We start from the raw sequence: 15,701 nt of genomic DNA, 5'->3' as shown, positions 1-15,701 counted from the left end.
CGTCAGCTGAGGCGCGCACCACACTCGCGTGCCATTGGCCGGAATTGTGCCTGACGCCACAGGGGAGACGTCCGCATCGTCTTGGAGCAGTCGGGCGGAGCAGCCCGCACGGCCGCCGGTCGGCCGTCCAGACCCCTCGCGTCCGTCGAGGATGAGGAGCCAGGACACGATGAATCGATTCACCACGCGGACCTCCCGGCAGACCCGGCCGGCGACCGTGCGGATCGGCGCCGCGGTGCTCGCGACGGCGACCGCGGCCACGCTCGCGGCCTGCGGCGGCAACGGCAGCGGCGGGGGTGGCGGCAGTCAGAGCGCCGACGGCACGCTCACCATCGCCTTCGACGCCGACGCCGCCCCGACCGGGTACGACCCGCTGCTGTACTCCCAGCGCCAGTTCGAGTTTTTCGCGTCGCTCTACGACTCGCTGTTCGTCACCCAGCCCGACGGGTCGGTGGAGCCGAGCCTGGTGACGGAGTTCTCCAACAACCCCGAGAACACCCAGACCACCCTCACCCTGCGCGAGGGCGTCACCTTCACCGACGGGTCCCCGCTGGACGCCGAGGTGGTCAAGGCCAACCTCGACCGGCGCAGCGACCCCGACCTGGAGGCGTACGGCTCCCTGGCGCCGGGCCAGGCGTCGGAGATCACCGACGTCACGGTCCAGGACCCCCGCACGGTCGTCATCACCTGGGCGCAGCCGCAGGCGACGCCCGAGCAGAACCTGGCCGACACGACCGGCGTCATCGTCGGACCCACCGGCGTCGCCGACCCCTCCTCGCTGGAGACCACCCCGGACGGCTCGGGCGCCTACGTCCTCGACGAGGACGCGACCACCCGGGCGAGCACCTACACCGTGGTCAAGAACGACGACGCCTGGGCCGCCGACGAGTGGGTCTGGGACACCATCGAGTACGACGTCATCACCGACCCGCAGTCGCTGGCCAACGCGGTCGTCTCCGGCCAGGCCGACATCGCCACCCAGCTGGACCCCACCACGATCGACCTGGTCCAGTCCCGGCAGAGCACCGTGGACGTCGGCGGCACCATCGTCGGCTTCCCGGTGATCGACAAGCTGGGGAGCAGCAACCCGGCCTTCGGCAGCGAGCAGGTGCGCCAGGCCCTGCTGTTCGCCACCGACCGCGAGTCGCTGGTCAGCGACCTGCACGACGGCTCCCGACCGACGTCGCAGTTCTTCCCCGAGGACGCCCCGGGCTTCGACCCCGCCCTCGACGAGGAGTTCGCCTACGACCCCGACCGCGCCCGCGAGCTGCTGACCGAGGCCGGCTACCCGGACGGCATCGACGTCGACCTGACCGTGCTCGGCCAGCCGGACGAGGACGCCGTCGCCGTGCAGAGCCAGTGGGCCGAGGTCGGCATCCGGCTGAACTTCGTCACCGCGACCTCGACCGACCAGGTCTTCGCGGCCGTCCGCACCGACCCGGTGATCTTCGGGCCCTTCTCCGTGGGGTCCAACCCGGCCGGCTTCGTCGCCGGCGTCCTCTACGGCGGGTTCATGAACATGCAGCAGGCGCAGGAGCCCGACATCCAGTCGGCCCTCGGCGCCGCGCTCGGCGCGACCGGTGACGCGCAGCAGCAGGCGCTCACCGACCTGAACCGGGCCATCACCGAGCACGGCTGGTTCATCCCGGTCTACGAGGACGTCACCTACGCCGGCTACAACGCCGACTCGGTGAGCGAGCCCGCCTTCGCCGGGACGAACAACTACCTCGTGCTGTCGGCCGTCCAGCCGGCCAGCTGAGGTCCCCGGCCGGTGGCCGCGGTCCCGCCGCGGCCACCGGCCCCCTCCTCGACACCCCTGACACGAGGACCCAGATGCTCGCCTACGTCGCCCGGCGACTCGCCCTGGCGGTCGGCACCCTCCTGGCCGCCGTCCTGATCACCTTCCTGCTCGTCCACGCCAGCGACAGCTCCCCGGGAGCGGTCCGGCTGGGCCCCGGCGCCACCGCGGAGGCGGTGGCCGCGGAGAACGAGGCCCTGGGCTGGAACCGCCCGCTGTACGCGCAGTTCCTCGACTACGTGGGCGCCCTGTTCCGCGGGGACCTCGGCACCTCCCTGATCGACGGCCGTGACATCGCCGCGGACCTCGCCGACCGGCTGCCGGTCACCGCCTCCATCGCCTTCCTCGCCACCCTGCTGTCCGGTGTCGTCGGGGTGCTGCTCGGCGTGACCGCCGCGGTGCGCGGCGGCCGCCTGGGCAAGGGCATCACCACCGGCAGCGGCGTCGCCCTGTCGCTGCCGGCGTTCTGGGTCGGGATCCTGCTGGTCTACCTCCTCTCCCTGCAGCTGGGCTGGCTCCCGGCGACCGGGTACGTCGACTTCTCCGCCGACCCGGCCGCGTGGCTGCAGAGCCTGCTGCTGCCGGTGCTCACCCTCACCGTCGGCGGCGCGGCGATCGTCGCCCGGACCGCCAACGCCGGCATGCGCGAGGCGCTGTCGCAGGAGCACGTCCGCACGCTGCGGGCGATGGGGACGCCGCCGTGGCGGATCCGCTACGTGCACGCGCTCCGCTACGCCAGCGTGCCGGTCGTCTCCACGCTCGGCATCCAGTTCATCGCGCTGTTCGGCGGCTCGGTGATCATCGAGAACCTCTTCGCCCTGCCGGGCCTCGGACAGGCCAGCCAGGCCGCCGCCACGGCGAGCGACTTCCCGGCCCTGGTGGGCGTGGTCGTCGTCGCCACCGCTGTCGTCGTCGTCATCAACCTGCTGCTGGACCTGCTGGTCGCGGCGCTGGACCCGAAGGTGCGTGCGGCATGAGCGTGCTGCCCCTCCCTGGCGCCGAGGCCGCGGCCGACGAGGTCGCCACCGAGCCCGTCCCGCCGGCCCGCCGCCGACGCGGCCTGCCCGGCTTCCTGCGCCGCCCCGGCGGGGTCTTCGGCGCCGGCTGGCTGGTCCTCGTCGTGGTCGCCTCGCTCAGCGCGCCGCTGTGGCGGCCCTACGAGCCGGGGCAGCAGGACACCGCGAACCGGCTCGCGCTGCCTTCGGCCGAGCACTGGCTGGGCACCGACCCGCTGGGCCGCGACCTGCTCAGCCGGATCTTCACCGCCGGCGCGCTGCCGCTGCTGGCGTCGGCGCTGATGCTCGTCGTCGCCTTCGGCATCGGCCTGCCACTGGCTCTGGTGGCCGCCGAGCGCGGCCGCCGCGTCGAGCGGGTCATCAGCCGGGCCACCGAGGTGTTCCTCGCGCTGCCGGCGACGATCCTGCTGCTCGCCGTCATCGGCGTGATCGGCAACCGGCTCTACCCGGTCATGGCGGTCATGGGCGTGCTCATCTCGGCCGCCGTCTACCGGGTGCTGCTCGGCGTGGCCCAGTCGGTGCGCCAGCGCCTCTACGTCGACGCCGCCCGCGTGAACGGCCTCGGCTCGCTGCGGGTCAACCTCGTGCACGTTCTGCCGTCGATGGCCACGGTGGTCGCCGTGCAGGCCGCGCAGCTGTTCGGCATCGGCCTGCTGGTCGTGGCGGGACTGGCGTTCCTCGGCTTCGGTCCGGGGGAGCCGGAGCCGAGCTGGGGCTTCATGATCCAGGACGCCTCGGGCTACATCTACAACGCGCCGTGGCTCATGGTGCCCACCGGCCTGGTGCTGGCGCTGACCGTCGTCGCGGCCAACGAGCTCGCCGACGCCCTCGCCGGCCGGGCCGCCGCACCGACCGTGCGCCGCCGCCGCCGCCGCCGGCCGCTGCGCCGGGCCGTGCAGGCGGTCACCCCGGCGACCCCGGCCGACCCCGAGGCGGTGCTCGAGGTCCGCGACCTCACCGTCTCCGTCGACGACGGCCCCGACCTGGTCACCGGTGTCTCCTTCTCCCTGCGGCAGGGGCAGGTGCTCGGCCTGGTCGGCGAGTCCGGCTGCGGCAAGACGATGACCGCGCGCTCGCTCCTGGGCCTGCTGCCCGACGGCGTGGCGGTGACCGGGGGCTCGATCCGCTGGCAGGGCCGGGAGCTGGCCGGGCTGACCGAGCGGGAGATCGACCGGGTGCGCGGCCGCGAGATCGCGATGATCTCCCAGGAGCCGATGGTGGCGCTGGACCCGATGTTCTCGATCGCCACCCAGCTCGTCGGGCCGATCCGCCGCTTCCGCGGGGTGGGCCGGAAGCAAGCGAGACGGATCGCCGCGGAGCTGCTGCGCAACGTCGGCATCGTCGACGCGAAGCGGGTCCTGAGGAGCCACCCGCACCAGCTCTCGGGCGGCATGGCGCAGCGGGTCTGCATCGCGCTGGCGCTCACCGGCGAGCCGCGGCTGCTGGTCGCCGACGAGCCCACGACGGCGCTCGACGTCACCGTGCAGGCGGAGATCCTGTCGCTGCTGCGGGCGCTGGTGCGCGACACCGGTCTGTCGGTGGTCCTGGTCAGCCACGACCTCGGCGTCGTCGCCGACATCTGCGACACGGTCGCCGTCATGTACGCCGGCGAGGTCGTCGAGTCCGGCACCGCCGCAGCCGTGCTGGACGCGCCGGCGCACCCGTACACGATGGCGCTGCTCGGGGCGAACCCGCACGTGCCCGAGGGCGAGCCGGTGCCCGAGCGGCTGGCCTCCATCGCCGGCACCGTCCCGCCGCCGGGCTCGTGGCCGACCGGTTGCCGGTTCGCCACCCGCTGCCGGTTCGCAGAGGAGCGCTGCAGCGCGCCCTTCCCGGCGCTGCCCGCGCACGACGACGGCTCGGTCCTGTGCGTGCGTGTCGACGAGCTCTCCCGCGACCACGCCGTCTGGGAGCCCGAGTCCGCCGGCGACGAGACGTCCGTCCAGGAGCCCACCCCGACCGCCGGAGTGTCCGCATGAGCGCCCCCGCCGGAGCCACGGCCCTCTCGGCCACGGCGACCACCCCCGCTCTGGAGATCCGCGACCTCTTCGTCCGCTACGGCTCGGGCCGCAGGGCCCGGCAGGCGCCCCCGGCCATCGACCGGGTCAGCTTCGACATCGCCCCCGGCGAGACCGTCGGCCTGGTCGGCGAGTCCGGCTCGGGCAAGTCGACGATCGGCAAGGCGGTCCTCGGCCTGCAGCCGGCGGCCTCCGGGACGATCCGGGTCAACGGCACGGACGTCACCGCGATGTCGCTCAAGCAGCGCAGCCGTCAGGTGGCCGACCTGCGCGTCGTCTTCCAGGACCCGTACTCCTCGCTCAACCCGGCGCGCACCATCGGCCAGACCCTGGTCGAGCCGCTGCGACTGATGGGCATCCGGGGCGCCGAGGCGCTGCAGAAGGCGCGCTCGGGCCTGGAGTCGGTCGGCCTGCCCGGCGACGCCGTCGACCGCTACCCGGCGCAGTTCTCCGGCGGCCAGCGGCAGCGCATCGCCATCGCCCGCGCGCTGGTGTGCGACCCGAGGGTCGTCGTCCTCGACGAGCCGGTCAGCGCGCTGGACCTCTCCACCCAGGCGCAGGTGCTCAACCTGCTCGCCGACCTGCGCGACCAGCGCGGCCTGGCGTTCCTGTTCATCGCCCACGACCTCGGTGTCGTCCGGTTCCTCTCGCAGCGGACCGTCGTGCTCTACCGCGGCCAGGTCATGGAGACCGGGCCGGTGGAGGCGGTCAGCAGCGCGCCGCGCCACCCGTACACCGTGGCGCTGACCGCCGCCGCGCCGGTGCCGCGTCCCGCCGAGCAGGCCGCCCGCCGGGCGGCCCGCGAGGCCGCCGGCTTCGGCACCGCCGGCGTCGCCCAGCCGTCGGCCACCGGCTGCCCGTTCGTGCCGCGCTGCCCGCTGGCCACCGACGTGTGCGGGACCGAGCGGCCCGCGCTGCGGCTGGTCGAGGGCACCGAGGCGGCCTGCCACCACGCCGACCGGGTCCCCGCCCTGTGACGGGTGCGGCACCGCACGGCCTGCGCGTCGAGCACCTCGACGAGCCGCTCGGCCTCGGCACGACGTCGCCGCGCCTGTCCTGGCGGCTCCCCGACGGCGCCCGGGAGCAGCACGCGTACCGGCTGACCACCGACGACGGCTGGGACTCCGGCTGGGTGGAGGACGAGGAGCACGTCCTGGTCCCGTGGCCCGGCCCGGCGCTGTCCTCCGCGCAGCGGGTCGCCTGGCGGGTGCGGGTGCGCACCGACCTCGGCGCGAGCCCGGAGTCGGTCCCGGCGTGGTTCGAGACCGGACTGCTGCACGCCACCGACTGGTCGGCCGACTGGATCGAGCCGGGCACCATGCCGGCCGGCCCGGCGGGGGAGCGGGCGGCCGCCCTGCTGCGGTGGGAGTTCGACGCGGACCGGCCGGTCACCTCCGCCCGGCTGTACGCCACCGCGCAGGGGCTCTACGAGGCGTTCCTCGACGGCGCGCGCATCGGCGACGCCGAGCTGACCCCGGGCTACACCCAGTACGACCGGCGGCTGCAGGTGCAGACGCTGGACCCCGGCCCGGTCGCGCCCGGGCGGCACGCGCTGGCCGTCGTCCTCGCCGACGGCTGGTTCCGCGGGCAGACCGGCGTCACGCGCTCGGCCGACCAGTGGGGCGACCGCGTCGCGTTCCTCGCGCAGCTGCACCTCACCCACGACGACGGCACCGTCACCGTGCTCGGCACCGGCCCGGGCTGGCGCAGCGCGACCGGCCACGTCACCGCCGCCGACCTCATCGCCGGCGAGCGGTGGGACCTCACGCGGCTGCCGCGCGGCTGGGACGCCCCCGGCTTCGACGACGCCGCGTGGGAGCCGGTCACCGTGGCCGAGCACGGCTCCGGCGGGCTGGTCGACAGCCCGGCCCCGCCGGTGCGCCGGGTGGAGGAGATCGTCCCGGTCTCGATGACCCGGCTGCCGTCCGGCGTCCAGGTCGCCGACCTCGGTCAGAACGTCAACGGCTGGGTGCGGCTGACCGACCTCGGCCCCGCCGGCACCACGCTCACGCTCACCCACGGCGAGTGGCTCGGCCCCGACGGCGACGTCACGGTCGAGCACCTGCGGCCCGACCTGCCGTTCCTGCCGCACCCGCTGCCGGCCGGCCAGGTCGACGTCGTGGTCTCCGCCGGGGCGCCCGGCGAGGTGTTCGAGCCGCGCCGCACCACCCACGGGTTCCGGTACGTGCGGATCGAGGGCCATCCGCGCGACCTCACGCCCGACGACCTGCGCGGCGTCGTGGTGCACACCGACCTGCGCCGCACCGGCACGTTCGCCTGCAGCGACGCCCGGGTGGACGCCCTCCACGAGGCGGCCGTGTGGAGCTTCCGCGGCAACGCCTGCGACATCCCGACCGACTGCCCGCACCGCGAGCGGCACGGCTGGACCGGCGACTGGCAGCTGTTCGTGCCGACGGCCGCGTTCCTCTACGACGTCGCCGGGTTCTCCACCAAGTGGCTGCGCGACGTGGTGGCCGACCAGTGGCCCGACGGCACGGTCGCCAACGTCAGCCCCTGCCCGCGCGGAGAGGGGCGGGAGAGCCCGGTGTCGTTCCTCAACGGCTCGGCCGGGTGGGGCGACGCGGTCGTCGTCGTGCCGTGGCAGCTGTACCGCGCCTACGGGGACACCCGCGTGCTCGAGGAGACCTGGCCGGCGATGGTGCGCTGGCTGGACCGGGCGGAGCGGATGGCGCGCGAGCAGCGGCACCCCGACCGCGCGGCCCGGCGGCCGGAGCCCGCGCCGCACGAGCGGTGGCTGTGGGACACCGGCTTCCACTGGGGCGAGTGGCTCGTCCCCGGCGAGGAGGTGGGTGACTTCGGCGCGTTCGTCGCCGCCGACGAGGGCGTCGTCGCCACCGCCTGGTTCGCGCACAGCGCGGGGCTGCTGGCGGAGATCGCCGCCGTGCTCGGCCGCGACGACGACGCCGCCCGCTACGCCGGGCTCGCCGCGCGGGTGCGCGCCGCCTGGCAGGCCGAGTACCTCGACGGCGACGGGCGGCTGGTCAGCGACACCCAGGCCGACCACGTGCGCGCGCTCGCCTTCGGCCTGGTGCCCGGGGAGCTGCGGCCCGCCGTCGCCGAGCGGCTGGTGGAGCTGGTGCGCGAGGCGGGCACCCACCTGGGCACCGGCTTCCTGGCGACGCCGTACCTGCTGCCCGTGCTGGCCGACGCCGGGCACCTCGACGTCGCCTACGAGCTGCTGCTGCAGGACACCGAGCCCGGCTGGCTGGTGATGGTCGACCGCGGCTCGACGACGGTGTGGGAGCACTGGGACGGCGTGGACGCCGAGGGCAGGCCGCGCGACTCGCTCAACCACTACTCGAAGGGCGCGGTCGTCTCCTTCCTGCACCGGTACACCGCGGGCATCGAGCCGCTGGAGCCCGCGTACCGCCGGTTCCGCGTCCGGCCCCGGCCCGGCGGCGGCCTCACCTCCGCCGTGGCCACCCACGAGTCCCCGTACGGCCGGATCGCCTCGTCCTGGCGGGTCGACGGCGACCGCTTCGCGCTGACCGTCGAGGTCCCCGCCGGCACGCAGGCCGAGGTGGTGCTGCCCGACGGCACCGCGACGACGGCCGGCCCCGGCACCCACACGTTCCCGAGCGCCCTGGAGGACGCCGCATGACCACCGCCGAGTGGGCCGGTCCGGCCCGGTTCCTGCCCCCGCCGCCGCCGGTCCGGCGCGCGGACGGCGCCCGCCACTTCTCCGGCGTCACCTACGCCGTCGCCTTCGGCTACCGCCCGCTGCAGCTCGACGTGTGGGTGCCCGACACCCCGGCGCCCGCGCCGCTGGTCGTCTGGGTGCACGGCGGCGCGTTCATGATGGGCGACCGCCGGTACCTGCCCGAGACGCTGCGGGTGGACCAGGTCTTCGACGCGTTGCTCGCCGCCGGGCTCGCGGTGGCCACCATCGACTACCGGCACGCGCTGGAGGCGCCGTTCCCCGCGCTGCTCCACGACGCGAAGGCCGCCGTCCGCTACCTGCGCCGGTTCGCCGGCGACCTCGGCGTCGACACCACCCGGATCGGCGCGTGGGGCGAGTCGGCCGGCGGGCACGTCGCTGCGCTGCTCGGCCTCACCGGGCACCGGCCCGACCTGGAGGGGACGCACGGCGTGGTCGGGGAGTCCAGCGCGGTCGACGTCGTCGTCGACTGGTACGGCGTCTCCGACCTCGCCACCATGCCCCGGCAGGAGCCGCCGCCGGAGATCGCGGCCCTGCTCCCCGAGGAGCTGCGGGGACCGCCGGAGGAGCACCTGGTCGCGGGCCTCACCGACGCCACCCGCGCCGACGCCAGCCCGGTCACCCACGTGACCGCGGACGCGCCCCCGTTCCTGCTGCTGCACGGCACCGCCGACTGGCTGGTCCCGTACGCGCGGAGCGAGGCGCTGCACGCCGCGCTGCAGGAGGCCGGCGCCACCTCGGAGCTGGAGCCGGTCGAGGGTGCCGGGCACATCTGGCTCGGGTGCGACCACGTCGACGGGATCGTCGACCGTTCCGTCGCGTACCTCGCCGACGCGCTGCTCGGGGACCGGGTCCGATGAGCGACGTGACCGTCGCCCCCGTCACCGCCGAGCACCACCGGGAGCCGCTGGGCATCGGCGAGACGACGCCGCGGCTGTCGTGGGTCACCTCCACCGACCTGCCCGGCTGGCGGCAGGTGGCCTACGAGCTGGAGATCGGCACCTGGTCCTCGGGCCGGGTCGACTCCGCCGACTCGGTGCTCGTGCCGTGGGACGCACCGCCGCTCGCCTCCCGGGAGGGGCGCACCGTCCGCGTCCGCGTGTGGGGAGCGGACGACGCCGAGCCGTCGGCGTGGAGCGAGGAGGTCGCCGTCGAGGCGGGCCTGCTGTCGCCCGCCGACTGGAGCGCGCGGCTGGTGCGCCCGGTGCTCCCCGCCCGGGAGGAGGCCGTGGCCCTGCTGCGGCGCGAGTTCGTCCTCGACCGGCCGGTGGCGCGCGCCCGGCTGTACGCCACCGCGCAGGGCGTGTACGAGGCCGAGCTCAACGGCGCCGCGGTCTCCGACGTCGTGCTGGCGCCCGGCTGGACGAGCTACCGGCACCGGCTCCGCTACCGGACCCACGACGTCACGGGACTGCTCACCGAGGGCCCCAACGCGATCGGCGTGCACCTGGCCGAGGGCTGGTTCGCCGGGTACCTCGGCTTCACCGGCAAGCGCGGGTGGTACGGCGACCGCACCGGCGCCTTCCTGCAGCTGGAGGTCGACCACCCCGACGGCTCGCGCACCGTGGTGACCACCGACGGCGCCTGGCGCTCGACGACCGACGGGCCCACCGTCCGCTCCGGCCTCTACTCCGGCGAGACGGTCGACTTCCGCCGCGACCTGCCCGGGTGGTCCGCGCCCGGGTTCGACGACGCCGCCTGGACGCCGGTCGAGGTCGCCGACCTCGACCCCGCCACGCTGGTGGCCCCCACCGGACCGCCGGTGCGCCGCACGCAGGTCCTCCCCGTGCGGGCGGTCACCACCTCGCCGTCGGGGAGGGTGCTCGTCGACCTCGGCCAGAACCTGGTGGGCCGCCTCCGGCTGTCCCTGCCCGACGGTCCGGCCGGCACCGAGATCACCGTCCGGCACGCGGAGGTGCTCGAGCACGGCGAGCTCGGCACCCGGCCGCTGAAGGCCGCCCGTGCCACCGACGTCGCCGTCCTCGACGGGCGCGGCCCGCGCACCTGGGAGCCCCGGTCGACGTTCCACGGCTTCCGGTACGCCGAGGTGACCGGCTGGCCCGGCGAGCTGCGGCCGGAGGACCTGCAGGCGGTGGTGCTGCACACGGACATGCGCCGGACCGGCACGTTCACGTGCTCGGACCCGGACGTCAGCCGGCTGCACGAGAACGTCGTCTGGGGGATGCGGGGCAACTTCCTCGACATCCCGACCGACTGCCCGCAGCGCGACGAGCGGCTGGGCTGGACCGGTGACCTGCAGGTGTTCGCGCCCACCGCGTCGTTCCTCCACGACACCACCGGCATGCTCCGCTCCTGGCTGACCGACCTCGCCGCCGAGCAGCGGGAGCTCGACGGCGTCGTGCCCATGTACGTGCCGTTCCTGCCGCTGCTGCCCTTCCCGCAGCAGCCGGAGACCGGGTGGGGCGACGCCGCCGTCGTCGTCCCGTGGGTGCTCTACCAGCGCACCGGCGACGCCGGGCTGCTCGCCGCCCAGTGGGACTCGATGACCGCGTGGATCGACGCGTTCGCCGCGCGGGCGGGGGAGCACCTCGACTTCCCCGGGGACGGGTTCTCCTTCGGCGACTGGCTCGACACCGCCGCCCCGCCGGACAACCCGGCCGCCGCCCGCACCCCCTGGCAGTGCGTGGCCACCGCCTACCTCGCCCGCTCGGCGCGCACCGTGGCGCAGGTGGCGGAGGTGCTCGGGCGCGACGGCGCCCGGTTCGCCGAGCTGGGGAAGCGGGCCGCGGCCCGCTTCCGCGCCGAGTACGTCTCCCCGAACGGCCGGGTCGCCTTCCCGTCGCAGACGGCCTACGCCCTGGCGCTGGAGTTCGACCTGCTCGAGCCCGGGCAGCGGGAGCACGCCGGCCGGCTGCTGGCCCAGCAGGTGCTGGCGGACGGGTTCCACATCGCGAGTGGCTTCCTCGGGACGCCGCTGGTCACCGACGCCCTGACGAACGCGGGCGAGCTGGCCACCGCCTACGAGCTGCTGCTGCAACGCGGCAACCCGTCGTGGCTGTACGCGGTGACGATGGGCGCGACGACGATCTGGGAGCGCTGGGACTCCATGCTCCCCGACGGGACGATCAACCCCGGCGAGATGACGTCGTTCAACCACTACGCCTTCGGCGCGGTCGCCGACTGGCTGCACCGCACGGTGGCCGGGCTGGCCCCGGCCGCCCCCGGCTACCGGCGGATCCGGTTCGCCCCGCGCCCGGGGCCCGGCCTCACCTCGGCGGCGGCCACGCACGAGACGCCGTACGGGACGGCGTCGGTGTCCTGGGCGCTGACCGGGGGCACGGCGTTCGCGCTCGACGTCGTCGTCCCGCCGAACACGACGGCGGAGGTGGTGCTGCCCGACGGCAGCGCGCCGCGGGAGGCCGGCCCGGGCCGGCACGCGTTCACCTGCACGATCGAGGAGCCGCGCCCGGTGGAGAGGCCGGCACTGTTCTTCGACCCGGACGCGCACGCGTGACGCCGCGCCCCGTCGTCGGCGGGTTCCACCCCGACCCGAGCGTCGTCCGGGTCGGGGACGCCTACTGGATGGTGCACTCGTCCTTCGAGTACGCCCCGGGCGTCCCGCTGTACCGCTCGGCCGACCTCGTGTCCTGGGAGCAGGTGGGGCACGTGCTGGCCCGGCCCTCGCAGCTCGACGTCTCCGCGGCGCCCGGGTCGGGCGGGATCACCGCGCCGACGATCCGCCACCACGACGGCCGGTTCTGGCTGGTCACCACCAACCTCGCCGACGGCGGGTGGCAGGTGCTCACCTCCGCGGAGGACCCGCTGGGGGACTGGTCGGTCCCGGTGCGGATGCCGGACGTGCGCGGCATCGACCCCGACCTCGCCTGGGACGACGACGGCACGCTGCTGGTCAGCTACGCCGGCTTCGGGGCGGGCGGCCCCGCCGGGCTGGTGCAGCAGGCGGTCGACCCGGCCACGGGGACGCCACTCACCGGGCGGCGGCGGCTGTGGCAGGGCACCGGCGGGCGGTTCCCCGAGGGGCCGCACCTGTACCGGGTGGGCGGCCTCTGGTACCTGCTGATCGCCGAGGGCGGCACCGAGCGCGGGCACGCGGTGACGATCGCGCGCGGCCCGTCGCCGGCCGGGCCGTGGGAGCCCTGTCCGCACAACCCGCTGCTCACCCACCGGGGCGTCGAGTCGCCGGTGCAGAACACCGGGCACGCCGACCTGGTGCAGCGGGCCGACGGCTCGTGGGCGGTCGTCTTCCACGGCGTGCGCCCGCGCGGCACCAGCCCCCAGTTCCACGTCCTCGGCCGCGAGACCTTCGCCGCCGAGGTCGAGTGGGCCGACGGCTGGCCCCGGCTCGGGGAGTGGCTGGCCCCGCCCGGCGGCGCGGTCGCGGTCACCGAGGACCTCGCGGGCCCGGCGTGGGCGGCGCCGCGGCGCTTCCCCGGCGACCTGCTCACCCGGGTCGAGGGCGGCTGGCGGCTGGCCACCGCCGACCCCGACCCGGCGTCGGAGGACGTGGCCTTCGTGGGCCGCCGCCAGGAGCACGAGCACGCGCGGTTCCGCGCCGTCGTGCGCGCCTCCGACGGGGTCGGCGGGCTGACGCTGCGGATCGACGGCCGCCACTCCCTCGACGTCGAGGTCGAGGGCACCCGGGTGCGCGCGGTGGCGCAGGTCGGCCCGCTGCGGCAGGTCCTGGGGGAGGCGGAGGTGACCGGCGGCGACGTGACCCTGGAGATCCGGACGCTCCCCGGCGAGGGCCACTTCTCCTCGACGGCGCTGGCGCCCGACGTGCTGGTGGCCTGCCTCGTCGGCGCGGGCGGCTCCGTCGAGCTCGGCCGCCTGGACGGGCGCTACGTGTCCACCGAGGTCGCCGGCGGGATGACCGGCCGGCTCGGCGGCGTCTGGTGCGCCCGCGGCTCGCTCGTGGTGCGCTCGTTCGCGTACGCCGGCGCCGACGACCCGCAGGAGCTCCCGTGACCGACCCCGCCGACCTGCCCCTCGAGCGGAAGGCGACGCTGCTGTCCGGGCAGGACTTCTGGTCGACGCCCGCGGTGGAGGAGGCCGGGCTGCCGTCGGTCGTCCTCACCGACGGACCGCACGGCGTCCGCCGGCAGGCCGACGACTTCGACCGGATCGGCCTGCTGCAGAGCCTGCCGGCCACCTGCTTCCCGCCGGCCGTCGCCGTCGGGTCGAGCTGGGACCCCGACGTCGCCGAGCGGGTCGGCGCGGCGGTCGGCCGGGAGGCGCGCGCCCTCGGCGTGCCGGTTGTCCTCGGCCCGGGTGTGAACATCAAGCGGTCCCCGCTGTGCGGGCGGAACTTCGAGTACTACTCCGAGGACCCGTTGCTCACCGGCGTGCTCGGCGCAGCACACGTGCGCGGCCAGCAGGCGCAGGGCGTCGGCGCCTCGGTCAAGCACTTCGCGGCCAACAACCAGGAGACGCAGCGCATGCAGGTCAGCGCCGACGTCGACGAGCGCACGCTGCGCGAGATCTACCTGCCTGCCTTCGAGCGGATCGTGACCTCGGCGCGGCCGGCCACGGTCATGTGCGCCTACAACCGGGTCAACGGCGTGTACGCATCGCAGGACCGCTGGCTGCTCACCGAGGTGCTGCGCGAGCAGTGGGGCTTCGAGGGCGTCGTCGTCTCCGACTGGGGCGCCGTGGACGACCGGGTCGCCGCGCTGGCCGCCGGCCTGGACCTGCAGATGCCCGGAGACTCCGGTGCGGGCAACCGGCGCGTGGTCGAGGCCGTCCGCGCCGGGGACCTCGACGAGGCGCTCGTCGACCGCAGCGCCCGGCGGGTGGCCGCGCTCGCGGACCTCGTCGCCGAGCCGACCGACGGCTTCGACGCCGACGCGCACCACGCGCTGGCCCGCGAGCTCGCGGCGCAGTGCGCGGTGCTCCTGAGGAACGACGGCGCCGTGCTCCCGCTGGCCCCGGGGACGAGGGTGGCCGTCGTCGGCGAGTTCGCCCGCACGCCGCGCTACCAGGGCGGCGGCAGCTCGCACGTCAACGCCACCCGGGTCGACGACGGGCTGACCGCGCTGCGGGCGGCGCTCCCGGCGCTGTCGTTCGCGCCCGGCTTCTCCCTCGACGGCTCCGGCGACGCCGCCGCGCTCCGCGAGGAGGCCGTCGCCGCGGCCGGCGACGCCGAGGTCGCCGTCGTCTTCGCCGGACTGGCCGAGGACGACGAGTCCGAGGGCTTCGACCGCACCACCCTCGACCTGCCCGCCGTGCAGGTCGAGCTCATCCGGGCGGTGGCCCGAGCCGCCCCGCGCACCGTCGTCGTGCTGTCCTCGGGCGGCGTCGTGTCCCTGGAGGGCTGGCACGACGACGTCGACGCGGTCCTGGCCGGCTTCCTGCTCGGCCAGGCGGGCGGCAGCGCGCTGGCCGACCTGCTCACGGGAGCGGTGAGCCCCTCCGGGCGGCTGGCCGAGTCGATCCCGCTGCGCCTGCAGGACACCCCCAGCTTCCTGACCTTCCCCGGCGAGCAGGGGCACGTCCGCTACGGCGAGGGCGTGATGGTCGGCTACCGCCACCACTGCACCGTCGGCCGCCCGGTGCGCTACCCGTTCGGCCACGGGCTGGGGTACACGACCGTGGAGACCTCCGGCCTGCGGGTGGCCGTCACCGGCGACGACGCGGCGAGCGTGTCGGTGACGGTGACCAACACCGGCGAGCGGGCCGGCCGGCACGTGGTCCAGGTCTACGTCGCGACGACGGCCGGCCCGGTCCGCCGCCCCGCCCGGGAGCTGCGCGCCTTCACGAAGGTGCCGCTGGAGCCGGGGGAGTCGCGGACGGTGGAGCTGGCGCTCGACCGGAGGGCCTTCGCCCACTGGGACGTCCGGGAGGGCGGCTGGGTCGTCGCGCCGGGTCAGTACACGGTGCAGGTCTGCGCGAACGCCGCCGAGGTCCTGGCCGAGGAGACGGTGACGCTGACCGGCGACACCGTCGTCCCGGAGCTCACGCTGGGCTCGTCGGTGGCCGAGTGGTTCGAGCACCCGGTGGTCGGGCCGCCGCTGCTCGAGGGGTTCCTCGCCGCCATGCCGGACGGCGCCGCGGAGATTCACGCCGGGATGCTGCAGATGATCGGGTCGATGCCGATGCGCCGGTTCGCCGCCGACTTCGGTGCCGCCATCCCGCCCGCCGAGCTCGACCGCCTGGTCGCCGTCGCCCGGGCCGCCCGCGCCGGCTGACGCGCCCGGGCCAGGGAGTGCTGG

General features: G+C 75.6%; 9 protein-coding genes. All 9 read left to right on the top strand.

All coding sequences use genetic code 11. The features are described from left to right. The first annotated feature begins 169 nt into the window (after positions 1-169). Entirely contained in the window at positions 170-1,759 is a 1,590-nt protein-coding gene (locus ACI78R_RS16460) for an ABC transporter substrate-binding protein (protein WP_457041495.1), read from the top strand. A gap of 74 nt (positions 1,760-1,833) precedes the next feature. Continuing rightward, positions 1,834-2,775 (top strand): ABC transporter permease, encoded by a 942-nt coding sequence (locus tag ACI78R_RS16455; RefSeq protein ID WP_457041494.1) that lies wholly within the window; start codon positions 1,834-1,836, stop codon positions 2,773-2,775. After that, positions 2,772-4,793 carry a dipeptide/oligopeptide/nickel ABC transporter permease/ATP-binding protein gene (locus tag ACI78R_RS16450; RefSeq protein ID WP_457041493.1) on the top strand — a complete coding sequence of 674 codons (2,022 nt, stop codon included), beginning with the start codon at positions 2,772-2,774 and terminating at the stop codon, positions 4,791-4,793. Before ACI78R_RS16455 ends, ACI78R_RS16450 begins: the two co-directional genes overlap by 4 nt. Next, on the top strand, positions 4,790-5,809 hold the full coding sequence (locus tag ACI78R_RS16445; RefSeq protein WP_457041492.1) for an ABC transporter ATP-binding protein: 1,020 nt from the start codon (positions 4,790-4,792) through the stop codon (positions 5,807-5,809). The genes ACI78R_RS16450 and ACI78R_RS16445 overlap by 4 nt, the downstream gene beginning before the upstream one ends. Further along, on the top strand, positions 5,806-8,454 hold the full coding sequence (locus ACI78R_RS16440; protein WP_457041491.1) for a family 78 glycoside hydrolase catalytic domain: 2,649 nt from the start codon (positions 5,806-5,808) through the stop codon (positions 8,452-8,454). Before ACI78R_RS16445 ends, ACI78R_RS16440 begins: the two co-directional genes overlap by 4 nt. Then, a complete protein-coding gene (locus ACI78R_RS16435) occupies positions 8,451-9,371 on the top strand; it encodes an alpha/beta hydrolase fold domain-containing protein (RefSeq protein ID WP_457041490.1) in 921 nt (306 codons plus the stop codon). Before ACI78R_RS16440 ends, ACI78R_RS16435 begins: the two co-directional genes overlap by 4 nt. Further along, entirely contained in the window at positions 9,368-11,986 is a 2,619-nt protein-coding gene (locus ACI78R_RS16430; protein WP_457041489.1) for a glycoside hydrolase family 78 protein, read from the top strand. The genes ACI78R_RS16435 and ACI78R_RS16430 overlap by 4 nt, the downstream gene beginning before the upstream one ends. Beyond that, positions 11,983-13,458, top strand: a complete 1,476-nt coding sequence (locus ACI78R_RS16425; protein ID WP_457041488.1) for a family 43 glycosylhydrolase — start codon at positions 11,983-11,985, stop codon at positions 13,456-13,458. Before ACI78R_RS16430 ends, ACI78R_RS16425 begins: the two co-directional genes overlap by 4 nt. Further along, entirely contained in the window at positions 13,455-15,677 is a 2,223-nt protein-coding gene (locus tag ACI78R_RS16420; protein ID WP_457041487.1) for a glycoside hydrolase family 3 C-terminal domain-containing protein, read from the top strand. Before ACI78R_RS16425 ends, ACI78R_RS16420 begins: the two co-directional genes overlap by 4 nt. The last annotated feature ends 24 nt before the right edge of the window (positions 15,678-15,701 follow it).

It is taken from the genome of Geodermatophilus sp. SYSU D01106, assembly GCF_054049995.1.
This window is presented reverse-complemented; position numbering and strand designations above follow the sequence as displayed.